The sequence below is a fragment of the Bacillus sp. EE-W1 genome (assembly GCF_009760835.1).
GTDB classification, from domain to species: Bacteria; Bacillota; Bacilli; order Bacillales; family Bacillaceae_G; genus Bacillus_A; species Bacillus_A wiedmannii.
The window spans coordinates 21,625-46,438 of record NZ_WIPE01000043.1; the positions used below are offsets into that span (position 1 = coordinate 21,625).

Sequence of the window (24,814 nt, forward strand, 5' to 3'; positions counted from 1 at the left end):
AACAATTAGTTAGGTTGTTCATCTTGTTTGGTTTGAGGAATCTGTATTGCAATTGGATTAAAGTAAACATGTTAACAGATTCTTAACTACTAATTAATAACCAACCTATTATTCAATTATAAAATAGTATCGTTTCTAAAAGGAGATTTGTAAGTAATATTAGAATCGTTTTTCATATTAAAAAGCCTCAATGTATGGTGATTTATTTGTCTGTCTTATTAAATATTTCGTTATTGTGATAGTCAATAAACTCTTTAGAGATATTATGGATTTTAATGTTTTTTAACGTGTAATAATTTAATGGAATGGTACCATAATCACATAGAGTATGATAATTAGGGCACAAAACAATAATGTTTTCACGTATGTCTGGGCCGTTATATGGGCTACCTAATGGTTTTATATGATATCAGTAGATAATTCGAGTCTTTCACCACAGATTTGAAATGTATGGTTGTGCAATCTTTTTAAATCACGAGTTAAATTTGTATCTCGTATAATTCTATATACTTCTGTTCTAACTTTTTTATTGGAGTTGAAATGTCGATAACTCTAATTAATGTTTCTTCATTTCTAAGCGCCCAAGTACTTTCTCCTAAACCGTCTACTGAATAAAATAAATCTTTTTTCTTAAAGATTTTTGAATGAGAGGATGAATTTAAAAATTCTCTATTATCTTTAAAATCTTTAATGATAAATTTTAAGCACCTAATAATCACTATATTTTATTACTGTCGGAATTGCTAATAAACTCAGTAATAGCAAGAAAATATGCACCGGAATGGCCTCGAATCAGCGACCTCAACCATATCTATACTAACGTAAATCTTTTTTCTCAATCGCCTTGCACCTCCCCCAACGTCACCCCCTAACCTAAAGAAGACAAATCAAAAAGGGGGGCCAAACCACTCATGAAAACTACCACAAAAGAAAAAAGAACCACCATCATCATCATGCTACTACTCTCAGCTGCAATAGGAATCTTTTCACCATTACTCATGTACATCACGCTTGCACGTAAAAATGAAGTGTACAAATATCATTGCCGAAAGGCGTTCAATTTTCATTTGTTAATCTTTCTTCTATTTAATATTAGTTCGCGTATTAGTGATGTTTTGTTTTGGATTGTGTTTGCGCTTGAGGTAGTTCAAGTGATCATTGTTGCGTGGAAAGTAATACGCGATGAACCATATCGTTATTTCATTCGAATTCCGTTATTTAAAGAAGATAAGTACGCTGTGGAAGGAGAATAGGTGATGAAACAAGAAGTGGGGATAAGGGGAAAGCGATTTTTCGTTATGATTGCATTGTTGTTTATTGCAGTTTATATCGTTTTACGAAGACGAAAATATGAGTGCTTTTATGATGGTATTAGCGAGTATGAACATCGTTATAGTGGGTGTGTTCCTTTTGTATTGCTTGTTGTAGGTTTGTTTCAATATTGTAGGCAGAATGAGATGAGTTTTTCTCATATGCTTCAGTATGTGAAAGATAAGTTGGTGGAGTAGGTGATGATATGGCGTGGATGATTAGTGAGTTTGCAAGTGTTGGGGATGTTACGGTGCGGACGCTTCGTTATTATGACAAGATTAATTTATTAAAGCCGAGCGATTATACTGAGGGTGGGCATCGGTTATATACGAAAGATGATTTGTATGTGCTGCAGCAAATTCAATCGTTTAAGCATCTCGGTTTTTCGCTTGGAGAGATTCAAAATATTATATTGCAGCGTGATATAGAGACGGAAGAATTTTTAAGACAAATGCATTTTCAAAGGGAATTGCTTTTGGCAGAGCAAGAAAGAATTGCGAAAGTGCTTTCGCATATGGATGAGATGACGAAGAAGTTTCGAAAGGAAGAGCGAGTAGATGTTGCTTTGTTTTCTTCTTTTCTGCAAACTTTTATTTGGGAGAAAGAAAATAAAGAATGGTTAGAGGAACATTTTGCGAAGGATAGTGTTCAAGCTTTTTATAATAATAAGGAATTAAAAGAAAAGTTTGATCGGCGATTTATGGATTTGATAGGGAAGTTGAAAAAGTATAAGGAAGAAGAGAAGGATCCGAGTGATCATGAAGTTCAAGTTACCTTGAAGGGATTTTTCAATTTAATAGAAGAGGTAACGAACTATCTTGATACAACTCAAAGTGATATAGAGGACATAATTAATCAATCAAACCTTCCACTATCCGAATTCCCAGCTCTCTTCACAACTGAAGAAGAAAATTATATAAAAGAAGCAATGAAGCAGTTTAACCCCTAGTTAAACTGCTTTTCCATTATAATAGAAGAAAAACCAAAAGGAGGAACCCCCCATGCCAACCTACAACAAACTAATCCGAAACAAAATTCCACAAATAATAAAATCCAACGGAAAAACACCCACAATAAGAATCCTAAACGAAGATGAGTACATAAAGGAACTATGCAAGAAAACACAAGAAGAACTAACAGAATACATCGAAGCAAAAACAAAACCCGATAAACTCGAAGAACTATCCGACCTACTAGAACTAATAAACGGCCTAGCCGAATACGAAGGCGCAACACTAGAAGAAATCAACAACATCCGTAAAAAGAAAGCAAAAGAACGAGGCGGCTTCTCAGATCGAGTGTTTCTAATCGAAGTAACTGATAACTAGCCCCTCATAAGCCCCTTACAAGCCCCTACCAAGTAATAAATCACTAAGAAAAAACATAACAAAACAAAAACAACAACAAACACCGTAGTAGTAGTCGAAAAAAATTTTGAAATAACACGCCAAAAACCCGGCCGTCCTCCCATATATATTATGAAGAGGTTTTCACTTTTGAACGGAGACGGGAGGAATTGGGATGGCGGTGTATCGTACTGTGCAGGTGAATTTTTGGCAGGATGATTTTGTTTTGGATTTGACGCCGGAGGAGCGGTATTTTTATGTGTATTTGTTAACTTGTTCGAAGACGACGCAGTGTGGGATTTTTCCTTTTCCGAAGCGGTTAGCTGAGATGGAGACTGGTTATAATCGGGAGACTGTTGATAAGCTTGTGCAGCGCTTCATTGATTATGGGAAGATTCTTTATGATGCGGATACGCGGGAGTTATTCGTTTTAAATTGGCTTCGTTATAATCCTGTGACGAATACGAATGTGGAGAAGTGTGTGCTTCGCGAGCTGAAGGGTGTGAAGAATAAGGAGTTTGTACATATGTTTCTTCAGAAGTGCGTAGAGGAGGAGCTGAATGTTCCGATGCTTTTAGCGCATTTCGGTATGCCGAGTGATTTGGCTGTGGATGATGTTGATCCAGTTTGTGAGGAGACAGAGGAAGAAGAGGTTATAGAGGAAGAGATGGGAAGTCGAGTGTTTTCTTTTTATGAGCAACATTTCGGTAGTTTGTCTCCGCATACGGTGGAGGAACTGGGTGCGTGGATGGAAGATTTATCAGAGGAGCTTGTGCTGAAGGCTCTTCAAATTGCGTTTGAGAATAATAAGCGGACGGTTGCTTATGTGAAGGGGATTTTGAGAGGGTGGCACGGGAAGGGATTTACGAAAGTGTGTGAGGTTGAGGCGGATACGGCGAGCTTTAGGAAGAAGGAGTCGTCTGTTAGTACAGGGGAGACGGAGGAGTTTTTGGCGAAGTGTGAGGAGTGGGAGAAGAATGCGCCGTCAGAGGAAGAGTTGCAGCGCTTTTTAGCGGAGCGCGGGTGGCGTCCATGAGTATTCAAAATGTGGAGGCGGAAAAGACGGTGTTAGGTTCTCTACTAATTGATGGAGAGCTTATTAAGGAGTGCCGTTTGACGGAGCAGTATTTTTCTCTGTCGGTGCATAAGTCTATATTTCAGTTAATGCGAAAAATGGAAGAAGAGGGGCAACCGATTGATCTTGTGACGTTCATTTCTAGGGTAGATCCGAAGTTTTTAGAGGGAATCGGGGGAATGGAGTATTTTATAGGGTTAATGGATGGTGTGCCTACAACTGCCAATTTCTCTTATTATGAGGGGCTTGTTCGAGGTGCCTGGAAAATGTATCAGGCGGGTGTTCTCGGGCACAAGATGGGAGAGCGTCTTATTGCGGAGAAGAGTGAGAAAATTATTGGTGAGACGATTACGGCACTTTGTGAGTTAGAGGAAAAGGACTGTGTATGTGAGTTTGATTTGAAGGATGCGCTAGTTGATTTATATGAAGAGCTTCATCAAGATGCCAAAGAGATTACTGGTATTGAGACTGGTTATACATCGCTAAATAAAATGACGTGCGGATTGCAGGAAGGTGATTTTGTCGTTCTTGGTGCGCGTCCTTCTATGGGGAAGACTGCGTTTGCGCTAAATGTTGGACTGCATGCGGCAAAGTCTGGAGCGGCGGTAGGATTATTTTCATTAGAGATGAGTAGTAAGCAATTGTTAAAAAGGATGGCGTCTTGCGTAGGCGAAGTGTCAGGAGGTAGGCTGAAAAATCCGAAGCACCGTTTTGCGATAGAGGACTGGGAAAAGGTGAGCAAGGCGTTTGCGGAAATCGGGGAATTACCGCTTGAGATTTACGATAACGCAGGCATTTCGGTGCAAGATATTTGGATGCAAACTCGTAAGTTAAAGAGGAAGCAAGGTGATAAGAAGGTTTTAGTTATTGTAGATTACTTGCAGCTTATTACGGGCGATCCGAAGCATAAGGGCAATCGATTTCAAGAGATTAGTGAAATTTCTCGTAAGCTTAAGGTATTAGCACGTGAATTAAATGTTTGTGTAGTAGCGTTGTCGCAGTTGTCTCGTTCGGTAGAAGCACGGCAAGATAAGCGTCCTCTTTTATCTGATTTAAGAGAGACGGGACAAATTGAGCAAGATGCGGATGTCATTATGCTTATGTATCGAGAGGATTATTACGATAAGGAAACGATGCAAAAAGAGATGACGGAGATTCATGTGGCGAAGCACCGGAATGGGCCTGTGGGGAGTTTTAAGCTGAGGTTTTTGAAGGAGTTTGGGCGGTTTGTGGAGGGGAAATAGTTGAAAGACTTGAGTATGACTTTGCAAATAAAGCATAAGTTTTTCATTTCATTAACTTATGCTTTATTCTTTGATTCTTTTAATATATTTCTTATTTCCCCATAAAGAAAGATCGTCTCTCTGCAGTAATCCATTGCTGCAAGTCGTCTTGGCTACGTCGAACAAGTCGATTCACTAAAACGTCATGCCATACATAATCCTCAAGTAAGTATATATGAACGGGGTCATCTGTATAAAAAGCAATATTACGCTCTTCAAGTGATGGTCCATAAATCATCTCTTTAGAATCTATGGATAAAATAAACCAATGTTCTGTAGACAGAGTTTCTGTATAAGGTGTGATACGATGAGCTTCTAAATTTTTAATTGGATTTTCAACATGTAAGGTAATACCTTGTACTGAAACTTTATCAGCTACCTCAGATAGTTCCTCTTTTAACGCTTCATACATCTCATCCCACATTGAAATGACAATACGTTGTTCTGCTTTTTTTATTAATGCCTGACAATAGCTAATGATTGTTTTGTTGTCTTTTAAAGTAATCACTCGATTATCCGTTTTTTCCTCGGAAGTTTCGAGTTTTTTTAATGAGTCACTGATTCCTTCATAAGTAGACTGCCATTCTGATTGAGCTTTCTGTAAAAAGATTTCAACAGGTAGAGGTGAATAGCGAGTGGTGTCATTTATTTCTTCCTTCATGACAATTCCTTTTTCTACAAGGTTACCTAAAATCTCATAAATTCGTGCTCTTGGGACACCTGAATCCTTACTCACTTGGTAGGCTGTGACAGGCCCCTGTTTAACAAGAGATACATAAGATTTAGCTTCATATTCATTAAAACCAATTTTTTTAAGCTGTTGTACGATGTAGTCCACTTTTTCGTCCTCCGATGTTTGCTTTTATATTTCAACGTTACAATAACTCTTTACATTTAGCAAATTGATAGTTACTATTACAATAGTGACTAAAGGGAGGCTGCTAGTATGGATTTGTATTTAGACCCATCTATATTAATTATTTTGATTGTTTTTGGGTTTGTGGCTGCATTTATTGATTCAGTTGTAGGCGGTGGTGGACTCATTGCCTTACCAGCTTTATTATTTACAGGGCTGAATCCGGCAAGTGCAGTAGCCACGAATAAACTAGCGTCAACAATGGGGTGTGCAACTAGTAATATTGTGTTTTATCGTTCTGGTAATCTTGATTTGAAATCGGCGTTTAAATTAGTTCCACTCACTTTCATAGGTTCCATAATAGGGGCATGGACCGTTCATTTAATGAACCCAGAAGTACTGAAGCCATTGATGCTGATTATGCTTGGTGCAGTTGCTATTTATACGATATTCAAAAAGGGTTGGGGTAGTATTTCTACTCATAAGAAATTATCTGGTCGACACGTCATTATTTTTACCTTTTTTATTTTTGCTATTGGTTTTTATGATGGATTTCTAGGTCCTGGCACAGGTTCGTTTCTAATGTTCGCTCTTTTATTTATTGGGTATGATTTTTTAAAAGCAGCAGGTAATGCAAAATTTCTTAATTTAGGAAGTAATGTTGGTGCATTATTGATATTTATGTATGTGGGGCAAGTAAATTATGTGTATGGTTTTATAATGGGGATTGCTCAAATTGCTGGAGGGATTGTTGGCTCCAAATTTGCTATAAAAAAAGGAAGCGGGTATGTTCGTGCCCTTTTCATTACAGTAACTTGTTTATTGTTAGCGAAAAATCTGTATGACTATGTGCAGTAAGTAATGTAGAAAAGGTTAACTATGCAGGCTACATAAATATAATAATTCCTTGTAACATGTTTTAGATGCTACTTTATTCGAAGGTAGCATCTAAAACAATTAAGGTAAGAGGGTGAAAATAATACAAACGAATATTTTCGGGGTATGTTTATGTACTTTAGCAAAATAACTATTCCATATTCTTCTTATAATTAACCCGCAACAACCCCTTAAAATCCACCTCAGCAATCAACACACTTACTAATATAAGCGTCGCCCCTAAGTATCCTTTTCCGGTAAGTGTTTCACCTGTGAAAACGAAAGCGAAGCCTGCGGAAAAGACAGGTTCTAATGAAAAGATAAGTCCGGTATGTGTAGGCGTCGTGTATTGCTGGGCGATAACTTGCACGATGAATGCGACTGCGGTGCAAAATATGCTTAACGCTAAGATGATGAGCCATGAGTTGGCTGTGCTAGGCAGTTTTGGCGTTTCGATAATGAATGAAAAAATAAGACTAAATAGGCCGACGAAGCCGAGTTGTATGACTCCAAGTGCAATGGAGTTCACATGTTTCGTTACGCTTCCAGTAATGATGACGTGAATGGCATAAAATAAGGCAGACAGTATGCAAAATATATCGCCGTTACCGATCTTGAATTCGCTCGTTAATGTTAATAAGCCGATTCCTAATATCGTTAAAAAGATTCCTACTATCACTTTCTTTTCTGGAATGTGTTTTAAAAATATAGCTGATAAGATCGGAATGAAAATGACTGTGAGACATAGTAAGAAACCAGCGTTAGAAACACTCGTGTACTTTGTACCGAAAGTCGCAAAAATGTAAACGATAAATAAGACAGAAGCGAGTATAAATGCATATTTTACAGTTTTAAAATCGATTTTGAATAAATGTTTGTAAAATATTAAACCTGATAAAAGAAAGGCAATAATAAATCGTAATGCGATTAAGTTGTATTCTTCTATGCCTTCGAGTCCAACCTTTGTAAGTAAGATGGATGCACCCCAAAAGAATGTAACTAGTAGTAGCCCTAAATCCGCTTTTAATTGTAGTTTCATATCTATTCCCTCGTTATGTATAAAATTTAAAATTCCATACTTCTATCCCCATTTTATATTTTAATATTAATTCTGAATATTTGTAACTTAAATTCATCGACTTTTTACTCCATAAGAAAGAGGCTGTTTATAAAACAGCCTCTATATATCTGAAAATCCGAACTTTGACTAAAGACTACGTACAATCTCCACCCCTTTTCTTGTTAAATGAATCCCTGCTCTACCTCTTTTTATTTCCACATACCCTTTCATTTTTAGGAAGTTCAATCGGTGTCTCACTTGTGCTTCAGATAAATTTATTGCGACTTCTTGGCTCTTTTCAGAAATAATTCTTCTTCCGATTGCTTTTCCTTTTTCTTCATAATTCATGATGAGGGTAAGGATGAAAAGTGATTCTTGATCAAGAGCGTTTGAACTTGAAGAAAAGGGTGTTATACTCTCGGCTTGGTCGCTATTTGTTTTCTTATGTGGAGGCTTTTGAAAATAATGTTGATTAGGCAAATCATTTTTTGTTATTTGGTTTCCGGTATGGACAGCAAGCATGTAATCTATCGTATTTTTAAGTTCTCTTACATTTCCGTACCATGGATATCCTTGAAGTTCTTCAATTAGTTCTTGTTCGATTTTGACTTTAGGGTCCGATAGTGAGACAAAATGTTTAGCTAATAATTCAATGTCATTTCGGCGCGCTCTTAATTCGGGAAGGTGTATAAAGAGTACTTTAAGCCGATGGTATAAGTCTTCTCTAAACATATTTTCTTGAATCATTTTCAGTAGATCCTTATTGGTTGCTGCAATAATCCTTACGTCTATCGGGATAATTTGGCTTCCACCAACACGCATAATCTCTTTTTCCTGCAATACTCGAAGGAGTCGTGCTTGGAGTTTCAGGCTAATATCTCCAATCTCATCTAAAAAAATAGTGCCACCATTTGCTTGTTCAAATAACCCCATTTTCCCGCCCTTTTTGGCTCCGGTAAACGCTCCGTCTTCATAACCAAATAATTCACTCTCGACTAAATCATCCGATAAAGCACTGAAGTTAACAGCAAGAAAAGGGCCGCTATTTCGCTGGGAGGCATTATGAATAGCACTTGCAAACAACTCTTTTCCGGTACCACTTTCACCCTCAATTAATACAGTTAGATCAGTCTTAGCTAATCTTTTGGCAATTTGTTTCGTGTCTTGAATAGTAGAGCTAATCCCAACGATATTATGGAAGTTGTATTTTGCTACATATCCTTTTTTGACAAATTCTTTTCTTAATTTCCGTTCAAATCCGATGGTCTTAAGAGCATTTCTAAAAGTAACAATAATCGATTGATCATTTATATGTAGGCGTTCCACTATTACATCCAAGCCGTTTACAACAAATATTCCGCTTTCTTGCTGCTTATTTGAAAGGATGAAGTTCACTAAATCAATATTATCAATAATGGCATCAATCGGATGACCAATAGCATGTTTGCTTTTTATTTTCAGCATGTTTTCCAAGAATTCATTAAAGACAACAATTCTTCCTTCATAATCAATAGCTAGTATGCCATCACCAACACCATCAATTACTTGATGCAGTTGTCGATGAGCTTTAGCTAAATTTTTTGTTAAATCTACTATTTTTCGATAGTATCTCTCAGAAACGTGGTTACCTGATTCCTCCATTAAATGAAATCGATCTAGAATGGACATGATTGTAGTAATATCTATTAATCTATGACCAATATTAATTACTTTTTCTACAAAGTCAGGGATAATTTCAAGTTCGCCAGGTGTGATTGCGAGCTTGATCATTTGTATATTCGTTTTTCCAGGATAGTATGGGACATATTCAATGTGGTTCAGCCCCAATTGACGCATCGTTTCAATGGATTCGTATACTGTTTCATGATTATCATTCACATATAGGGCTTGTGTTCCTTCTGGTAAAAATAAAAGCTGATCCACGTTTTCATAATTTAATGTTCGTTTTGCTATTATTACTTCGCAGTTTTCTCCAATAAAGTCTTTCACCGTTTCTATCGTAAATGTATTCGGTAACACAATTAATGTAGAATGAAATACTTTTGGAATACTTTCTTCTACAGAAAAACTTTCGATATCTATGAGATCACCTACCATCTCCGTTAGTTGTTGATGTAGGGCTTTTCGTGTTTCTTTTAAAACGGTGATCAATACAATGTGGTTGGTTTCAAATTTGTTCATAGAGCACCTCTTTAGTTGAATGTAATTGGTCTAAAGTTGGTTATTAATTGGTCATTATGTAACCAATTAATAACCAATTATAATACATTTCAACATAGTAAACACTGATAAAACGACAAAATATTTAAAAGTATGTAAATAATCAATTTAATTTTAATATTGGCACGATATTTGCTTATATAAATGGTGTGTAAAGAAATAATGAAATGAGTAGAGTCATAATTTACATATTTAATTCTTTACCACTTGTTAGAAAAGGGAGGTTAAGAGTATACAATTTCAGCAGAGAAAGACAACGAAACCATTTAAATTATGAGGTGAGAGAAAATGAAACCACTAATTGGTGTTACTGGGTATTATATTGATCATAGTGAAATAGGGAAGGAGGGCTTACGAGGGTTACCAGGTCAGGATATGGCTATCTTTTCTTACGACTACATCCGTTCACTTCAACGAGCAGGTGCAACGGTTGTTCTACTTCCAATTGAGGAAGTTGATCAAATTGAGTCCACACTTAATCAATTAGATGGATTGTTATTAGCTGGTGGCGCGGACATCAATCCAATTTATTACGGTGATACTCCAAAATCGTATATAGGTACTGTAGAGGAAGAACGAGATAATTTTGAATTAAATCTGGCAAAGCAGGCTTTAGAAAAAGATATTCCTATTCTAGGAATTTGCCGAGGATTACAGGTGTTAAATGTTGCAGCTGGTGGATCTCTTTATCAAGACTTAGAGCACGAGATGGGGCCAGAATATTTCCATGTTCGAGAACAGTTCCGTAAATGGCAAGGCTCTCATTCTGTAGATCTTCTGGAAGAGGGGAAAATTTATGAGGCTATTGGCCAAAAAACTTTAATGGTTAATTCTTTTCACCATCAAGCAGTGAAAACATTAGGAAAAGATTTTGAGGCGAGCGCATGGTCTTTTGATGGTGTGATAGAGGCTATTGAATCGAAGGCTCATCGTTATGTAGCAGCGGTTCAATGGCATCCAGAGATGATGTCGGAAAAGGATGCTCTACAGCAACGTTTATTTAACCAATTTGTAAATGAAATTAGTAAAAAGGTAGTTAAATCATAGCGTGTTATAAATAAAAGAATTGGTGGATAGCTTGGTACGTCATGGTAGTGGGGAAACCAGACTGCCGGCTGCCCGTAAAAGTAATAATCATTGGGGGGGAAGATACAACCCCAATGATTAAAGTTTCACTTTATTGCAAAGGGGATTGGTATATGAGTCAAGTATCAGAAAAGGCAGTTTCATTCGAGCCAGAAGAAAAAAAGGAAAAAAAAGAATGGAAAATAAACGTATTTGCAATGCTACTTGTCTTGTTAGTAATTGCGGCTGTGATTACACATATATTTCCAGCCGGAAAATATGAACAGATTGAAAAAAATGGTTATACAACAGTAGATCCAAATTCATTTAAATGGATTGAATCAACGCCACTTGGATTTTTTGATACGGTAAAATCTATTCCTACAGGGATGGTAGAAGCTGCTAATATTATCTTTTTTATTCTTATTATCGGAGGTTTTTTTGGTGTATTAAAGGCATCCGGCACAGTTGAGGCTCTTGTTTCAACGATGGCAAAAAAACTTGCTAACCGTGAAAAGTTAATGATTCCTATCATCATGCTGTTCTTTGCACTTGGCGGGTCATTAATGGGAATGGCTGAGGAAGCTTTAGTGTATGTACCTCTATTTATTCCGCTAGCTCTTGCGGTTGGATTTGATACGATAACAGGAACTGCGATGGTACTAGTAGGAGCGTCCGTCGGATTTACAACGGCAATTATGAATCCGTTTACAGTTGGGCTTGCGCAAGGGATAGCAGGTCTTCCTATGTATTCGGGGATGGGGTTCCGCCTCGTTTTATTCGTAGTCATATATGTAATTGCTGTTACATTCGTCTATCGTCATGCTATGAAAGTAAAGAGGGATCCTGCAAGCGGAATTTACGGAAAATTCGATACAAATAAGCAAGACAGCTTACTAACAGCGAAAGTAAAGTTAACAAAAAGACATAAATGGATATTAACGGCCTTTTTAATCAATTATATTATTCTTGTATTTGGTGTTATTAAGTACGAGTGGTATATAAAAGAAATTGCAGCCTTATTTATTATTTTAACTATAATCATTGCAATCCTCGGTAAGATATCTCTTGATGATACTGTAGAATCTTTTACACAAGGATCGGCATCTTTAATCGGGGGTGCTTTAATCATTGGTGTATCACGCGCTATTTTAGTTGTATTGAATCAAGGGCATATTATAGACCCGCTACTGTATCAAGTATCGGAAGAAATGAAACATGTATCTCCTTTTTTAAGTGTTGTTGGAATGTACAACTTCCAAGTAGCGATTCATTTTATTTTAGCATCAGGTAGTGGTCATGCGATGTTGACAATGCCTATCATGGCGCCACTTGCAGATTTATTGGACATTACACGCCAAACAGCCGTATTATCCTTTTCATTCGCGGATGGTATTGGAAATATTATTTTTCCGACGGGTGGTACGCTAATGGCTGGATTAGCAATTGCAGGAATTTCATGGACAAGGTGGGCAAGGTGGATTCTTCCTTTAATTCTAATTGAATACTCAATCGGTTTAATAGCAGTTATAATTGCTCATCTTATTGGTTATGGTCCATCTTAATAAAAGGTGAATATGCTTTCAGTTATAGAAAGTTCGGATTTGAAGAAGATCGCTAAATAATGGTGATAGAAAAGCCCGGTTTAGAAGGGCTTTTTTTCTATGTAAAATTTCATTTGTTTGGTTTACATAATATCTTTACAATCATTTGATAAAATATATGTAACGGCATATTGTGAGGGTGGGTGGTTATCCCTTCTTTCCATTTTGAAGGAAAGAAGGGATAATATGGAGTTTTTGTTTGACCTTGTAAAAGAATTTGTAAAAGCGACTGTACGTGAAGTTTCAGCGTGTTTTTTGCGGAAGCAACTTCTGGGTAAGGACAACAAAAAACCCACTCCGCGCCGTAGGAAGCAAAAGGGTGGGTTTCGTAAAAAATAGTAACGTGTAATAACCACCACCCTATACGGTAGCAGTTAAGGAAGAGATGTTAGCGCATCTCTTCTTTTTATTATATGCCAATTTATTCGCTGTCACACTTATATAGTATTCTACCGAAAATATATCATACTCCTATTTTGTGGTCAATTTGATTGCATGATTGAAAAGGTGTAGTCTTATTCCTCTTCAAACTGAAAAATACCCCGGTTAATAAGTTGGTGGAGATACTTATCCATTTCAGCAGCAGAAACGCTTCTTTCATTTTTAAACCACCATGCGCTTAATGAGGTGATTGCCCCTGAATAAAATTCAATGATTAAATCATTTGGCATCGTATGATTTTTGCGCAGTTGATGTAACGCTTCTATTTCTTGTTTTCTCGTTTCGTGACTTAAATACTGTGTCCGGTTAATAAATTGTTCATCAGACATTTGCGTTTCTAATATTTTACCAATTTCTTCATGGTGTAGAAATTGTTCCATTACTTGAAATGGTTTACTTAATCGATCTGAAACCGGTATTTCACCAATCATCTTGCTGTATCGTTTAAATCCAAATGCTAATAAAGCATCTTTATCTTCAAAGTGTTTATAAAAGGTTGTTCGGTGTACCATCGCGCGGTCACATATTTGGTTAATCGTGATCATACTATATTTCTGTTTTGATTGCGTCATTAATTCAAATAAGGAATCCCATAGTAATTTATGTGTCCGTCTAATACGTAAATCAATTTGTTTTTCATTATCGTTCATCTACAATTCTCCTTTTTTGTAGATTAAATATACAGTGGCTGAAAATTGATTCTCCCTTTTTAATCTACATATGTATATTATATTACATGTGTTTAGGTATATTTAAAGTTTTTTTAGTAAGAAACAGGAGGAGAATTTGTAAATGAATATGACAACTAAGAGCCCTGCAAGTGGCAAAGTTGATACTTCTAATTTGAAACATACCCCCATTTTAATTGCATTACTTCTAGGGGCAATGGTTGCATTATTAAACGAAACGTTACTTGGTAATGCGTTAACCGTATTAATGAAAGAATTTGGCGTAACAGCTTCAACGATTCAATGGCTTTCTACAGCTTACATGTTAGTAGTTGGGGTTTTAGTCCCGATTACAGCGTTACTTCAACAATGGCTCACAACGAGGCAAATGTTTTTAATCGCTATGGTAACGTTTTTAGCTGGTACATTAATTGCGGGATTTGCGCCGACATTTTCCGTTTTATTAGTCGGCCGTATCGTCCAAGCGGTAGCGACAGGGTTAATTTCACCGTTATTAATGAATACGATTTTAATTATTTGTCCGCCTGAAAAACGTGGTGCAACAATGGGATTAATCGCACTTGTAATGATGGCAGCTCCAGCAATTGGTCCTACATTATCTGGAGTAATCGTAGACTCACTAAATTGGCGCTGGTTATTCTATATTGTTATTCCTGTCGTGATCATTTCCATTATGATTGGAATGAAGTACATTCAAAATGTTTCAGAGTTAACAAGGCCAAAAGTAGATTATCCATCTATCCTTTTATCGACATTAGGATTTGGCGGACTTGTGTATAGCTTTAGTGCATCAGGTGACTTAGGATGGTCCGATGCGAAAGTGTATGGCACTTTACTTGTTGGGCTTATCTCATTATGTATTTTTATCGTTCGACAATTGAAAATTGAGAATCCAATTTTAGAATTACGCGCATTTAAAGTTCCGATGTTTACATTATCAGTTGGATTAATTGTCATTGTGATGATGTCGTTATTTTCAACGATGACGTTATTACCGATGTTCCTGCAAACAGTTTTACTTGTCACAGCCTTTAAATCAGGAATCATCATGCTTCCGGGAAGTGTTATTAGCGCCATCATGGGACCAATCGCAGGTAAACTATTTGATAAATTTAGTCCGAAAGTTATTATCGTTCCCGGCATTGTATTAGTAGGGATAGCAATGTTCTTATTTAAAGGCATTACTCCTGATACATCAATGGTACAAATTATTGTTATGCATAGCGTATTAATGGTTGGACTCATGTTTGTTATGACGGCACAAACATACGGCTTAAATCAGTTAACACCAGATTTATACCCGCACGGAACAGCGTTGTTTAATACACTGCAACAAGTAGCTGGCGCAATTGGTACGGCTATCTTTATTTCGAAAATGTCTTCAGGAACAACTCAGTATATGGAAAGCTCCGCAAATCCAATGGATCCAGTAGAGAAGTTAAATGGTTTAACATCTGGATTCCAAGGTGCATTTGCACTAGGGTTAGTCTTTATCATTGTTGCATGTATCGTATCACTGTTTTTAAAAGAAGAGAAAGAGGGAGTCAAGGCAGCGAGGGTTTTACAGAACGAGAATTAAGGTTCAAATAAAAAAGACATCTTTTCTAGGAAAGGTGTCTTTTTTATATTTCTTTCGTAACATTTGTCTTGGATATTTTAATACGGAAGAATGGTCGGTGTAATCTCAATGGAGGACACAATATAATCGTTAGTTTATTTGTATAAATATGGTATGTTCAATGGCTATCCTTTTTGAGGATGAATAACTATTGGGCATAACGATGTAAAGCTTTGCTAATGACTAAAAGGCCGATAATAAGGGAAAGTATTCTCATTATAAATTCGGCAACTAATAAATTGCCCATAGCTGTCGATCCATCATACATTAATCCTATGATGATAATAGGTGCGATCATAATGATAATTCCAATTCCTATTTGAAGAAATAAATTCACGTTTTTACTCAAGATAATCACCTCCAAAAAATATTACAAAACAATAATATGGAAATTTTTGTATTATACATTTATTATACTGTGTCGAATTAAGGTTATGGTAATGTTTCTAAAATAAAAAGGAGGTGTCACATAGTCAAAAAATGACTCGTGGGACAGCTCCTTTTAAGTAGTAGTAATTAAAGATGCTTCAATGACAATTCGATTTTCAGCGTCTGTTATCCAATGTTTGTTACTCCTACATCTCCTCCGTAACATCATACCGAAGCAACTGTCCCTGATCATAAAACCTCTCAAAAATAAGCCCCATTACATAAAAGAATACTAGCCCGAAACCAATATGAATGAGTGTAAAAGTAGCTCCAAATGAAGAGAATTCATACACGAGAATTGGCAATTTCGCAGTTGTCCAAACGCCTAAGAAAAAGACGATGTACCGAATACTTGCGCCTTTTTTTAATAGGAGTGCTGCAATTGGGAAGGCAACGTAGAGAGGACCAGCCGCAATGCCACCTAATAATAGAGAGAATAAGATTCCGTATATGCCGGATTTTTCGCCCATGTATTTCATGAGCGTTTCTTTCTTCACCCATTGATCAAGTAATCCTACAAATATTAGGACAGGGGGAAGGAGAAACAACATATCTAAAATGCTATTTCCTGTTAATTGTAATGCGCTCCATCCTAAAGATTGATTAATAAAAGTTAATGCAATGAGTCCCAGTAATAAAATGAAAAAGAAGCGATATCTTTTTAGTTCCTTCATACCATCACCACCCAAATGATATAGGAGAATAGGAGTGACATGAGTAATGCAGATGCATTACGTGCGTAAGCAAAGCTTCGTCCGAATATTTTTTGTTCTATCGGTAATGTTGTAATTCCTACTGACATGAGTGTAGACATAAGTGCCGCAACTTGAGGAAGGCCTGCACCGTGTTGTACTAACGTATTACCAAGTGGGAATACGACGAAGCTTGGAATAAGTGCAACGGATCCGAGTATTGCTGAATAAACAATGCCGATAAACCCTGATTGCTCCCCAATAATAGAAGAGATGAAAGACGGCGTTAATATAGAAAGCGATAAGCCAACGAAAAGCATGATGGAGAGCATCGCAGGTAGAAGATTGCGAAACATTTTCCACGACTTCATTAGAGCTTTTTTCGTCTTCGTGCGGTCCTTCATAAAAGAAATCCACGTAAGAATAATGGCTAAAGTGTAAAGAATCACGCCGTTAATCATGGTCGGAATCCTTTAAGTCCTTATATTTGTCTATGAAAAAGGATAAGTTCTTCATTTTTTCTTCAATGTCCATTTGAAAGTCTGCCAATTGTTCCTTTCCAGCAGGCGTAATTTTGTACATCTTTCTCGGTTTGTCTTGATGATCTGTACTTACGTAAGATTCGATTGCACCTTCGTTTTCTAACTTTTTTAGCGTGCGATATAAAATGGCGCTATCGATTGGATTGACGGGAAGTTCTTCTTCGCACTTTTGTAGTAATTGCCCGCCATAGTTATCTCCTTCAGCTAGAAATAACAAAAGAAATGCACCTGTATGTCTTCCTGTATGTTTCATGGATATACCTCCTAGAATGAATTAGGATTTATACTGTTAATGACAGTATACTGTTGTTAACAGTATATGGTGCATGAAGTGTTATGTCAATTTTAAAATGTGTAATTCTTCAGAAGAAAAATATAATCGTTTTAATTGTAATTGTTTTCTGATTTTGTTGAGTGACAAAATTAAAGCATGCGGCTTTCTCGTTCAAATGTTTATTGAGTGTCTGGGTTGAAATACAAGTAACAGTGGCTTCATTTAATTTTGTGCAAAGAGTAACTAAAGACTCAGAACTGATTGTTTGTCCTAAAAATACACAGAGTAATAGAAGATTCTGTGCCTGAAATTTTCGTTTTGGTTGAATCATACCTGTTTAATACATAAGTTCCTCGATTGGTGCGTCATTGTTTATAGCCATAAATTAAGACACCCTTTCATACAGTACTGCATGAAAGGGTGCCCTAATTCATTATTTTATTCATTTTCTTAAGTTGATGGCTATGCTCTTATGAGTGCCTACAGTGTTAGTTTTTAAGTTCTAAATTTTTAGAATGAGACATGGAACTTACATGATATTTTTCTCCACCGTATTCTACATCTGCAGAAAAGGTTTTACTCTCATCATCTTTTATATGCCCGTTTATAAAAACGGTTTGAAAATCACTTGGGGCAAATTTATGTCCTGTAATGACTACTTCTAAATTCTCTTTTTCTTTGAAATATTTAATAGTTACTTCTTCGGCCTTTTTTACTATTTTTTGTTCTTCTTCTTTCTTATCATCATTCATGTTACACCCTCCTAAAATGATTAATATAAAAATAATACTCAAACTGGAAAAGATTTTTCTCAATTCAATTCCCTCCATTAATGGTATCCTATATTTAGAATATATTAAATATTCTGGGAGGGGAAATGTTTTGAGCAAAAATGATGAAGTTTTAGACTCGAGTTATTATCAAATGGCCAGAGCTGCTTATAAGAGTGATAAAGATTTAGAAGGAGTTTTTAGTGTTAAAGACCCTGAAGGAAATACTATGCAATTATGGGATAGAGGAAAAACTTTTCATGATAAACAAACAGGAATGGATGCTGTAGTGTTTGAAAGAGTAGTAGATGGAAAAACACAAGTAATGGAAGAATTAAAGTCTGACAAACAAGAATTAAAAAGTGCGATTGACTTATTTAAGGCATTAGATCAAAGTTATGATTATATGGGACCTAAATATTAAAAAACACTCACTAGGAGTGTTTTTTTGTATTTAAATCTATATTTTGTGGAATTGATGGAGCTATTAGATCAAAAAAGAGACGCTGTAATTAAAGTTTCTTTACAATAAGTGTACTCTTACAGTTTAAGCATACTATTTCTTTTTGTTTGAGGACAAGGTGCTTCCTATTACAAGTTGGGCAAATAATACCAACAGGGGGTTAAACTTACTGTATTATATTCATGACTCTAAATCCCTGTTGTTTAAGGGAAATTCATATAAAGGAGACGTAGTAATCAATTCAAGGGTATTATGACGGATTATATATGTAAACTCGGTGCAGCTAGAGGAGGAATTAATTATTATAAGAAAAAAAGACACTCTCAAGAGTGCCTCTCCTTAGCAGCCGAATCCGCCGCCCCAACAACTAGCTCCTACGATGATTAATAAGATAAAGAGCACAACAAGTAAAGCAAATCCGCCGCCGAAACCACAGCCTCCACCACAACTACCGCCATATCCCATATTAACTCCTCCTTCCATAAAGACCATTTAATTAATGGATTTAATTTACTTTATGTTTTTACGGATAAACTTGAGCAGGTCCTTTTGAAAAATAAAAGATACTTAGATTTTATAAGAATTGACGACCTTATTTTGTCACGGGTATTATGCTGATGACATATTGTATTTTATTCTGTGTATTGGGGGAAGGAGGATCTTTATGGCCAATTCTGAAATGATTTTACGATTACTTACGGATTTAAAGATTGAACAGCAAGCTTTAAAAGAGCAGTTGGAAAAAATACAAACTGCTGTGACTACTCTTGAAGAAAAATCAGCGATTGTGGAAGAGAAACCAACGACTATTGAAGAAAAACCAGCTGTTGCTGCTGCAAAGCAAAGAGCTCATTCTGGACACCCAACATCTTTTCGTGCTTGGAGAGCATCTGCTCAAAGGAATTCATAAAAATATAAGAAAAGAAGACATCTAGTAAGATGTCTTCTTTTACTTGTACAATCCAAATGATTTAAGAAGGTATATCCATATTGCTTTAAAAATAAGAAGAAAATAACGATTGTCGACTCCTTTTTTAGTATAGCATGTAATACTAAATATTTTTATGTAATGTTGCATATATATGAATTATATGATGATGTGTTGTATATATTTTAGGTGTCTGGTGCGGAAACAGAACTTACCGCTTCACCGGCTTTATTATTGGCTGAAATGGAAGAGCAAAATACAAATAAGTGTGTAGCTTCAGCATTACTTGACGTTTACTTAAATAGTAGGTAACAAAGTTAGCTTAGGGAAAAAAGATTAATATATGTACAGGAATAATATTTCTAATTATAATTTTAAGATGGAAGTATTCGTAGTATATGGGGGAATAACAACCAGTGAATAAAAAGGCAACAATTAAAATAGGGGCATTGTTTACAATTTTATTAATGGTATTTGTTTTTTATGGGTATAAGAGTTTAAATAGTTTTTTAGTCTGGAATGAACTCGGTGATGTACAGATGATTTCAAGCGATAAAGAGGTTAAAAACGGTATATACTTTGTAAGGGGAGAGATATATTCTGAACATGTAACAGGGGATGAAACGCTACTTGCTGATGGGTATGCGGTAGTGAATCGAATTCAAAAGAAAAAAACGACATATTATACACAGACTTCTGCACCCAATCGTTCGTTATGGAGTAACGGCCAAGTAACAGCTTTTTATAATGAACCAATACATATTGGAAATAAAGAATTGAAATTAATAAATAAAGAAAATATGTCTCTTGAAACTCCATTTATGGAATTAAATAGTCAGAATGTAATTTCAACAAGAATAAATGATATTCAGGTGAATACTACAAAGTTAGCAGATGGAAGAAAAAGTTTTTATTCATTTAGAGCAGTAGAAAATAAAGAAAATGTAGTTGTACTTGGATCAGTAGAGGGAAAGGTAATAAAAGAATTACCTAGTAGATATGGAAAATTTGTTTATATGGGAAATACTAAGGAGCAAATTATAGATAGCTTAAAGAATAGTAATAACAAAAATTGGATATATTTCGTAGTGCTTCTTATACTAACTAGTATTAGTGGACTTGTATTTTATATGTATGGGAAAGGAAAATGGACAAAAGATGTTTTTGTTTTTACATTTTTCGGACGGAAGGTAAATTAAAGAGGATGCATCTATCTGTGCATCCTCTTTAAACATTTATATGAGTTCTTTTTGTAAGGGAAGTTCTTCTTCATTTTCATATCAAGTAAATTAAATTTCTTCAATGTTACAAATGATAATTTAGTATAGACGATGAACTGGTAGCATCTGTTTTTGAAACAAGACCAATTGGAGTAGCACACTATTTTTATAGAATTGAATATACATTTCTCATTCTTTATTTAATAGGTATCTATTCATAAAAAAACTCTACATGTAAAAAGTGAAAAAAGCTTTTTAAAAATGCAAGTCATTCTATTCAACAATCGGGCCATATCCTTGAATAATGGGTTAAACTAGTAGTTGACCTCGTAGTTTATGGTCTGTTATATTTATACAAACACTAAAAGGATAGGTGAAGAAGTTCGGCATAGCAGAAGTTTGGTTTTCGGGAACTTTGTTATGACTGGAAAAGAGTAAATAAATCAATTTGAAGCAAACTGAAATACGCATTTTTATGTGTTTATTCGGTATGCCCATTTGATTTTTTTACTCTACGGACTTGTTCTCTTTTTTAACCGCAGAGTAAAGCTCTGCGGTTTTTTGTGTTTAAAAATTTTTAGGAGGAAGTTTTTATGAATAATTTATTAAACCAATTGCAGGTACCTTCACGATTTGAACAAACTGATAATGTTTTTTGGCAAGATCCTTATATTGCTAAAAAATTATTAGAGGTTCATTTAAGCTCTGATACTGAAGGAGCTAGTAGGAGTTTTCAGTTTATTGATAAATCTATTGAATTTATCCAACAAATAGCTCCCAAAAAATCTTATCAAAAAGTACTAGACTTAGGTTGTGGCCCAGGTCTGTATAGTGAGCGATTAGCTAGAAAAGGTTATACAGTAACAGGGATAGACTTCTCTGAAAACTCAATTCGTTATGCTAAAGAACAAGCAAAAAAGTTAGATTATGATATTGAATATCGCTATGAAAATTATTTGGAATTAAATGATTCAAATATGTATGACTTGGCCCTATTGATATATTGTGATTATGGTGCTCTTGCGCCTGAAAATCGTAGTAAATTACTTTTCAACATTTGGAACAGTCTGAAGAATGGTGGAAAGTTGTTATTGGATGTTTTCTCTCAAAATAAATTTGATCAGTTCAAGGAAGAACAATATTGGAGTATGAATGAAAATGGTGGTTTCTGGTCAAAGGATTGCTATTTAGCTATCGGTAGAAATCTTAAATATCCTGATAGAGTAACATTAGAACAAACAACAGTGGTAACCGATGATAAAATAGAAACTTACAACATTTGGTATCAATTCTTCACAAAAGAATTATTCATCAAAGAGGTAACTGCTGTAGGGTTTACTGTAAAAGAAATTTACGATGATGTTTCTGGTGAAACTGGCAATGGAGGAAGTCAAACTATAGCCTTATTGTTAGAAAAATAAGGTTAAATCGAACAAAGAGAAAGAAATATATGTTATAACTTTTTTCAAAAAGCAATATTTTTTCTTTTCAACAAACGGCAGCTATTGTTGGATAAAACTTAGATTTTTAAATGGCTTTATTATTATATTTTTTAGTGTAGTAAATATTTTACTTTAAAAATTAAACAAGCATAACCTCGTCCTAAATTTAGAACGGGGTTATGCTTGTTTGAGCCTTTAAAATTTAATAACTTTATTATCATTTTACAACATGTAGTATGTAAGGAGATTATCTCAAGGACTATTCACAAATTGTAGGTGGGGATAGAGTTGTTTGAGAACGTTTCTAACGATGCGATTCATTTTTGTTTTAAACGGAGCCCCATAAATGATAAACCATACCGAAAATAAAAAAAGCTAGTCCTACAAACAGAACGATTAAAGCAAGCATCCCGTTTTTATTATGTTCCATACAGTCAGCTCCTTTTTAAGTTATATACAAAAAGCCTTTAGTCATAATTATGGCTAAAGGCTTTGGTCTTCATACTTTGTAGTTTATAAAAAAGTTGCACTTCTGTATTAATTTGGAATATGATTGTTTAAAGAGTAGGTGATGAGTACATGCAGGAAAGAAAACAATTCCCGCTTATATCTGGAAATCTCTCATTAGATTTAGTGAATACAGAGTTAGTTAGGCGTGGACAACGTTATGATTTATTAATAACAGATGAAGATGTATTAGAATGGCTACATGTAATAAAGGTTAATCTTCCTTTTTCGGACGAAAAACCACTTATAGGAATTCAAGAGCGAATGAATCAAGTTACATCTAGCATACTAGAGCTAAGAGAATTACTGAGAAAACAGTTTGAGGCAATTGCCGATCAGCACGAAATTTCTGATGATTTTATTACGTATTTAGAAAAACAAATTGAGAAGGCACCATTTACATATAAAGTTATTGAACAGAGTTTAGTACCTATTCCAGTTGGAAAAATTGAGGATGTACTTGTATCGTTAATTGCATTTGATGCTTTAACGTTAATAGCATCAAATGAGCTTATTTCTCTTAAAAGGTGTTCAAACCCTGACTGTGTTTTATTATTTATAGATAAAAGTGGAAAGCGAAAATGGTGTTCTATGAAAATATGTGGGAACCGAAAAAAGGTAGCAAAATTTCAGGTTCGAAAGTCTGAAGAAGTTTAGGGAATCAACTTATAACAGTTGATTCTTTTTTTCTGCATTTTTAAACTAACCTCTAAAATTGATATTGACTGGTTAGTTTGTTCGGAATATAATTATTGGTAAATAAAGGAGGAGAATGATGAGTAATATAACAGCAGCTAAGCAGAAAGAGGATCAACCAATAAGTGTACGATATTTTGCAAAAATGAAAGGGAAAGGAAGAAGTCCATTACAAGTAAATATAAAGGACTCTTTAACGGGATTATTGGGGGGATTTTTAACGATTCTCACCTTAACATATTTAACGAGTATAACTTCTACAGAATTACTAATGGCTCCATTTGGAGCGAGTTGTGTATTAGCGTTTGGAGTTTGGAATGCACCGCTATCTCAGCCGCGTAATATTATTGGAGGACATTTGATCTCAACTTTCATTGGTCTATCAATATATCATTTGTTTGGGAATGAATATTGGACAATTGCTTTAGCAGTTGGTATGTCGATTGCTATTATGATGTTAACAAGAACAACGCATCCTCCGGCAGGGGCTGATCCCATTGTCGTTATTTTAGGAGCATACAGTTGGAGTTATTTAGTAACACCGGTTTTAGTTGGTTCCCTTGTTATTGTAGTTATTGCTTTATTTATTAATAATATGAGTAGTAAAAGGAGCTATCCAACTTTTTGGATATAATTTATAAGGTGAAAAACAATTTGAGTAAGTATCCCATTTTTACTATGTTTTCATTTCACATACATTTTAGTTTAAAAAGAAAAGACACCCGTATAAGAGTGTCTTTTCCAATAGTTTTTTAGCAGAAGCAAGAAGCTCCAACAATGATCAATAAAATAAATAATACAACTAGTAAAGCAAATCCTCCAGAAAAACCGCAGCTTCCGCCGCAACTACCACCAAATCCCATAATAGTTCCTCCTTTAATAAGAGGGGAAAACAAAGGGTCACTCGTGTTTTTTAACGGATTCTATTTACTTTATGTTTTGAAGCATAAACGTGAGCAGGTCCTTTTGAAAATAAAAAAAGACACCTTAAGATGCCTTTATGTAATTAATATTCGCTAGCATAAAATTCTTTTATTAGTTTTATTTCATTTGTATCTGGGTTAAATTTAAATATTTTAATTTGATTAGATTCGTCTTTATAGGCAAATGTATTATCGCCAACTGGGGTCATATTGCTGGTGTTTACGATAGGATCGCTACCGTGGTCAGTGATTTCCACAGTTTTCTCACGATCCCAAAACGCAATGACAATGATCAAGATGATAAGGCATATACGTATGTTACGTAGTTCTCTCGATACAGTATTCTCCATTCGATATTCTCCTTTGTTGTTGAGTAGATTTTGTTTATAAAAGAGATAATTCTTATGAAAATAAATAAAAAAGACACTTGAAAGTGTCTTTTTTATTTGAGTTATGCGCATTGCTTAATAAGACGCCAGTTCCT

General features: G+C 35.3%; 28 protein-coding genes. 16 read left to right on the plus strand and 12 right to left on the minus strand.

Going from position 1 to position 24,814, the window contains the following annotated elements:
* Positions 1-911: 911 nt before the first annotated feature.
* The 6 genes from GFJ36_RS04140 to dnaB all read left to right on the plus strand — a co-directional run bounded on the left by GFJ36_RS04140 (position 912) and on the right by dnaB (position 4,976).
* Complete coding sequence (locus GFJ36_RS04140; RefSeq protein ID WP_157349481.1) at positions 912-1,253, plus strand: magnetosome magnetite crystal formation protein family; 342 nt, start codon at positions 912-914, stop codon at positions 1,251-1,253.
* 3 nt (positions 1,254-1,256) lie between these two features.
* Positions 1,257-1,508, plus strand: coding sequence for a hypothetical protein (locus GFJ36_RS04145; protein WP_157349482.1), 252 nt, complete (start codon positions 1,257-1,259; stop codon positions 1,506-1,508).
* An 8-nt stretch (positions 1,509-1,516) separates the two neighbouring features.
* Complete coding sequence (locus GFJ36_RS04150; RefSeq protein WP_157349483.1) at positions 1,517-2,260, plus strand: MerR family transcriptional regulator; 744 nt, start codon at positions 1,517-1,519, stop codon at positions 2,258-2,260.
* A 52-nt stretch (positions 2,261-2,312) separates the two neighbouring features.
* Positions 2,313-2,639: a nucleoside triphosphate pyrophosphohydrolase gene (locus tag GFJ36_RS04155; RefSeq protein WP_157349484.1), complete on the plus strand. Its 327-nt coding sequence runs from the start codon at positions 2,313-2,315 to the stop codon at positions 2,637-2,639.
* A gap of 193 nt (positions 2,640-2,832) precedes the next feature.
* The gene (locus tag GFJ36_RS04160) at positions 2,833-3,693 is read left to right on the plus strand and encodes a DnaD domain-containing protein (protein WP_157349485.1); all 861 of its coding nucleotides are present in this window, start codon (positions 2,833-2,835) and stop codon (positions 3,691-3,693) included.
* Positions 3,690-4,976, plus strand: coding sequence for a replicative DNA helicase (gene dnaB, locus GFJ36_RS04165; RefSeq protein WP_157349486.1), 1,287 nt, complete (start codon positions 3,690-3,692; stop codon positions 4,974-4,976). The genes GFJ36_RS04160 and dnaB overlap by 4 nt, the downstream gene beginning before the upstream one ends.
* Before the next feature lie 91 nt (positions 4,977-5,067).
* Here dnaB and GFJ36_RS04170 read toward each other — a convergent pair whose 3' ends face one another.
* Positions 5,068-5,853 carry a TrmB family transcriptional regulator gene (locus GFJ36_RS04170; protein ID WP_157349487.1) on the minus strand — a complete coding sequence of 262 codons (786 nt, stop codon included), beginning with the start codon at positions 5,851-5,853 and terminating at the stop codon, positions 5,068-5,070.
* A 108-nt stretch (positions 5,854-5,961) separates the two neighbouring features.
* On the opposite strand from GFJ36_RS04170, the gene GFJ36_RS04175 reads away from it, so the two are divergent.
* A complete protein-coding gene (locus GFJ36_RS04175) occupies positions 5,962-6,729 on the plus strand; it encodes a TSUP family transporter (RefSeq protein WP_157349488.1) in 768 nt (255 codons plus the stop codon).
* A gap of 169 nt (positions 6,730-6,898) precedes the next feature.
* Here GFJ36_RS04175 and GFJ36_RS04180 read toward each other — a convergent pair whose 3' ends face one another.
* Positions 6,899-7,786, minus strand: coding sequence for a DMT family transporter (locus GFJ36_RS04180; protein WP_157349489.1), 888 nt, complete (start codon positions 7,784-7,786; stop codon positions 6,899-6,901).
* A 168-nt stretch (positions 7,787-7,954) separates the two neighbouring features.
* Positions 7,955-9,988, minus strand: a complete 2,034-nt coding sequence (locus GFJ36_RS04185) for a sigma 54-interacting transcriptional regulator (protein WP_157349490.1) — start codon at positions 9,986-9,988, stop codon at positions 7,955-7,957.
* 327 nt (positions 9,989-10,315) lie between these two features.
* On the opposite strand from GFJ36_RS04185, the gene GFJ36_RS04190 reads away from it, so the two are divergent.
* On the plus strand, positions 10,316-11,074 hold the full coding sequence (locus GFJ36_RS04190) for a gamma-glutamyl-gamma-aminobutyrate hydrolase family protein (protein WP_097890636.1): 759 nt from the start codon (positions 10,316-10,318) through the stop codon (positions 11,072-11,074).
* Between the two features lie 152 nt (positions 11,075-11,226).
* Positions 11,227-12,657: a YfcC family protein gene (locus tag GFJ36_RS04195; protein ID WP_157349491.1), complete on the plus strand. Its 1,431-nt coding sequence runs from the start codon at positions 11,227-11,229 to the stop codon at positions 12,655-12,657.
* Positions 12,658-13,211: 554 nt separating this feature from the next.
* Here the strand turns inward: GFJ36_RS04195 and GFJ36_RS04200 are convergent.
* Positions 13,212-13,787, minus strand: coding sequence for a TetR/AcrR family transcriptional regulator (locus GFJ36_RS04200; RefSeq protein WP_157349492.1), 576 nt, complete (start codon positions 13,785-13,787; stop codon positions 13,212-13,214).
* Positions 13,788-13,929: 142 nt separating this feature from the next.
* Between GFJ36_RS04200 and GFJ36_RS04205 the strand changes: the two genes are divergently transcribed.
* Positions 13,930-15,405 carry an MDR family MFS transporter gene (locus GFJ36_RS04205; RefSeq protein ID WP_157349493.1) on the plus strand — a complete coding sequence of 492 codons (1,476 nt, stop codon included), beginning with the start codon at positions 13,930-13,932 and terminating at the stop codon, positions 15,403-15,405.
* 187 nt (positions 15,406-15,592) lie between these two features.
* Here GFJ36_RS04205 and GFJ36_RS04210 read toward each other — a convergent pair whose 3' ends face one another.
* The 5 genes from GFJ36_RS04210 to GFJ36_RS04230 form a co-directional block, all read right to left on the minus strand.
* Positions 15,593-15,793, minus strand: coding sequence for a hypothetical protein (locus GFJ36_RS04210; protein WP_157349494.1), 201 nt, complete (start codon positions 15,791-15,793; stop codon positions 15,593-15,595).
* Positions 15,794-16,019: 226 nt separating this feature from the next.
* A complete protein-coding gene (locus tag GFJ36_RS04215) occupies positions 16,020-16,547 on the minus strand; it encodes a permease (RefSeq protein WP_137013727.1) in 528 nt (175 codons plus the stop codon).
* Entirely contained in the window at positions 16,544-17,026 is a 483-nt protein-coding gene (locus GFJ36_RS04220) for a hypothetical protein (RefSeq protein ID WP_137013725.1), read from the minus strand. The genes GFJ36_RS04215 and GFJ36_RS04220 overlap by 4 nt, the downstream gene beginning before the upstream one ends.
* Positions 17,019-17,360 carry a PadR family transcriptional regulator gene (locus GFJ36_RS04225; RefSeq protein ID WP_000683186.1) on the minus strand — a complete coding sequence of 114 codons (342 nt, stop codon included), beginning with the start codon at positions 17,358-17,360 and terminating at the stop codon, positions 17,019-17,021. Before GFJ36_RS04225 ends, GFJ36_RS04220 begins: the two co-directional genes overlap by 8 nt.
* A gap of 509 nt (positions 17,361-17,869) precedes the next feature.
* On the minus strand, positions 17,870-18,133 hold the full coding sequence (locus GFJ36_RS04230; RefSeq protein WP_088608498.1) for a hypothetical protein: 264 nt from the start codon (positions 18,131-18,133) through the stop codon (positions 17,870-17,872).
* A gap of 130 nt (positions 18,134-18,263) precedes the next feature.
* Here GFJ36_RS04230 and GFJ36_RS04235 point away from each other — a divergent pair, with 130 nt between their 5' ends.
* Positions 18,264-18,575: a hypothetical protein gene (locus GFJ36_RS04235; RefSeq protein WP_088608499.1), complete on the plus strand. Its 312-nt coding sequence runs from the start codon at positions 18,264-18,266 to the stop codon at positions 18,573-18,575.
* 378 nt (positions 18,576-18,953) lie between these two features.
* On the opposite strand, the gene GFJ36_RS04240 is transcribed toward GFJ36_RS04235, so the two are convergent.
* Complete coding sequence (locus GFJ36_RS04240) at positions 18,954-19,079, minus strand: YjcZ family sporulation protein (RefSeq protein WP_000540377.1); 126 nt, start codon at positions 19,077-19,079, stop codon at positions 18,954-18,956.
* A 199-nt stretch (positions 19,080-19,278) separates the two neighbouring features.
* Between GFJ36_RS04240 and GFJ36_RS04245 the strand changes: the two genes are divergently transcribed.
* From GFJ36_RS04245 to GFJ36_RS04265, 5 genes are all read left to right on the plus strand, one after another.
* Positions 19,279-19,524 (plus strand): hypothetical protein, encoded by a 246-nt coding sequence (locus GFJ36_RS04245; RefSeq protein ID WP_046957167.1) that lies wholly within the window; start codon positions 19,279-19,281, stop codon positions 19,522-19,524.
* A gap of 434 nt (positions 19,525-19,958) precedes the next feature.
* Complete coding sequence (locus GFJ36_RS04250; protein ID WP_097890624.1) at positions 19,959-20,741, plus strand: hypothetical protein; 783 nt, start codon at positions 19,959-19,961, stop codon at positions 20,739-20,741.
* A 614-nt stretch (positions 20,742-21,355) separates the two neighbouring features.
* Positions 21,356-22,183, plus strand: coding sequence for a class I SAM-dependent methyltransferase (locus tag GFJ36_RS04255; protein WP_097890622.1), 828 nt, complete (start codon positions 21,356-21,358; stop codon positions 22,181-22,183).
* 600 nt (positions 22,184-22,783) lie between these two features.
* Complete coding sequence (locus GFJ36_RS04260; RefSeq protein ID WP_087985704.1) at positions 22,784-23,368, plus strand: CGNR zinc finger domain-containing protein; 585 nt, start codon at positions 22,784-22,786, stop codon at positions 23,366-23,368.
* Positions 23,369-23,486: 118 nt separating this feature from the next.
* Entirely contained in the window at positions 23,487-24,041 is a 555-nt protein-coding gene (locus GFJ36_RS04265; RefSeq protein ID WP_000065737.1) for an HPP family protein, read from the plus strand.
* Positions 24,042-24,159: 118 nt separating this feature from the next.
* Here the strand turns inward: GFJ36_RS04265 and GFJ36_RS04270 are convergent, their stop codons facing one another.
* Positions 24,160-24,270 carry a YjcZ family sporulation protein gene (locus GFJ36_RS04270; RefSeq protein WP_000505686.1) on the minus strand — a complete coding sequence of 37 codons (111 nt, stop codon included), beginning with the start codon at positions 24,268-24,270 and terminating at the stop codon, positions 24,160-24,162.
* Between the two features lie 143 nt (positions 24,271-24,413).
* A complete protein-coding gene (locus GFJ36_RS04275) occupies positions 24,414-24,680 on the minus strand; it encodes a YmzC family protein (protein ID WP_088608503.1) in 267 nt (88 codons plus the stop codon).
* Between the last annotated feature and the right edge of the window lie 134 nt (positions 24,681-24,814).

What these genes read in the sequence shown, in the direction of transcription:
- GFJ36_RS04140 (WP_157349481.1), top strand. Translation starts at nt 912, where the DNA reads ATGAAAACTACCACAAAAGAAAAAAGAACCACCATCATCATCATGCTA.
- GFJ36_RS04145 (WP_157349482.1), top strand. Translation starts at nt 1,257, where the DNA reads ATGAAACAAGAAGTGGGGATAAGGGGAAAGCGATTTTTCGTTATGATT.
- GFJ36_RS04150 (WP_157349483.1), top strand. Translation starts at nt 1,517, where the DNA reads ATGGCGTGGATGATTAGTGAGTTTGCAAGTGTTGGGGATGTTACGGTG.
- GFJ36_RS04155 (WP_157349484.1), top strand. Translation starts at nt 2,313, where the DNA reads ATGCCAACCTACAACAAACTAATCCGAAACAAAATTCCACAAATAATA.
- GFJ36_RS04160 (WP_157349485.1), top strand. Translation starts at nt 2,833, where the DNA reads ATGGCGGTGTATCGTACTGTGCAGGTGAATTTTTGGCAGGATGATTTT.
- dnaB (WP_157349486.1), top strand. Translation starts at nt 3,690, where the DNA reads ATGAGTATTCAAAATGTGGAGGCGGAAAAGACGGTGTTAGGTTCTCTA.
- GFJ36_RS04175 (WP_157349488.1), top strand. Translation starts at nt 5,962, where the DNA reads ATGGATTTGTATTTAGACCCATCTATATTAATTATTTTGATTGTTTTT.
- GFJ36_RS04180 (WP_157349489.1), bottom strand. Translation starts at nt 7,786, where the DNA reads ATGAAACTACAATTAAAAGCGGATTTAGGGCTACTACTAGTTACATTC.
- GFJ36_RS04185 (WP_157349490.1), bottom strand. Translation starts at nt 9,988, where the DNA reads ATGAACAAATTTGAAACCAACCACATTGTATTGATCACCGTTTTAAAA.
- GFJ36_RS04190 (WP_097890636.1), top strand. Translation starts at nt 10,316, where the DNA reads ATGAAACCACTAATTGGTGTTACTGGGTATTATATTGATCATAGTGAA.
- GFJ36_RS04195 (WP_157349491.1), top strand. Translation starts at nt 11,227, where the DNA reads ATGAGTCAAGTATCAGAAAAGGCAGTTTCATTCGAGCCAGAAGAAAAA.
- GFJ36_RS04200 (WP_157349492.1), bottom strand. Translation starts at nt 13,787, where the DNA reads ATGAACGATAATGAAAAACAAATTGATTTACGTATTAGACGGACACAT.
- GFJ36_RS04205 (WP_157349493.1), top strand. Translation starts at nt 13,930, where the DNA reads ATGAATATGACAACTAAGAGCCCTGCAAGTGGCAAAGTTGATACTTCT.
- GFJ36_RS04215 (WP_137013727.1), bottom strand. Translation starts at nt 16,547, where the DNA reads ATGAAGGAACTAAAAAGATATCGCTTCTTTTTCATTTTATTACTGGGA.
- GFJ36_RS04220 (WP_137013725.1), bottom strand. Translation starts at nt 17,026, where the DNA reads ATGATTAACGGCGTGATTCTTTACACTTTAGCCATTATTCTTACGTGG.
- GFJ36_RS04225 (WP_000683186.1), bottom strand. Translation starts at nt 17,360, where the DNA reads ATGAAACATACAGGAAGACATACAGGTGCATTTCTTTTGTTATTTCTA.
- GFJ36_RS04230 (WP_088608498.1), bottom strand. Translation starts at nt 18,133, where the DNA reads ATGAATGATGATAAGAAAGAAGAAGAACAAAAAATAGTAAAAAAGGCC.
- GFJ36_RS04240 (WP_000540377.1), bottom strand. Translation starts at nt 19,079, where the DNA reads ATGGGATATGGCGGTAGTTGTGGTGGAGGCTGTGGTTTCGGCGGCGGA.
- GFJ36_RS04245 (WP_046957167.1), top strand. Translation starts at nt 19,279, where the DNA reads ATGGCCAATTCTGAAATGATTTTACGATTACTTACGGATTTAAAGATT.
- GFJ36_RS04255 (WP_097890622.1), top strand. Translation starts at nt 21,356, where the DNA reads ATGAATAATTTATTAAACCAATTGCAGGTACCTTCACGATTTGAACAA.
- GFJ36_RS04260 (WP_087985704.1), top strand. Translation starts at nt 22,784, where the DNA reads ATGCAGGAAAGAAAACAATTCCCGCTTATATCTGGAAATCTCTCATTA.
- GFJ36_RS04265 (WP_000065737.1), top strand. Translation starts at nt 23,487, where the DNA reads ATGAGTAATATAACAGCAGCTAAGCAGAAAGAGGATCAACCAATAAGT.
- GFJ36_RS04270 (WP_000505686.1), bottom strand. Translation starts at nt 24,270, where the DNA reads ATGGGATTTGGTGGTAGTTGCGGCGGAAGCTGCGGTTTTTCTGGAGGA.
- GFJ36_RS04275 (WP_088608503.1), bottom strand. Translation starts at nt 24,680, where the DNA reads ATGGAGAATACTGTATCGAGAGAACTACGTAACATACGTATATGCCTT.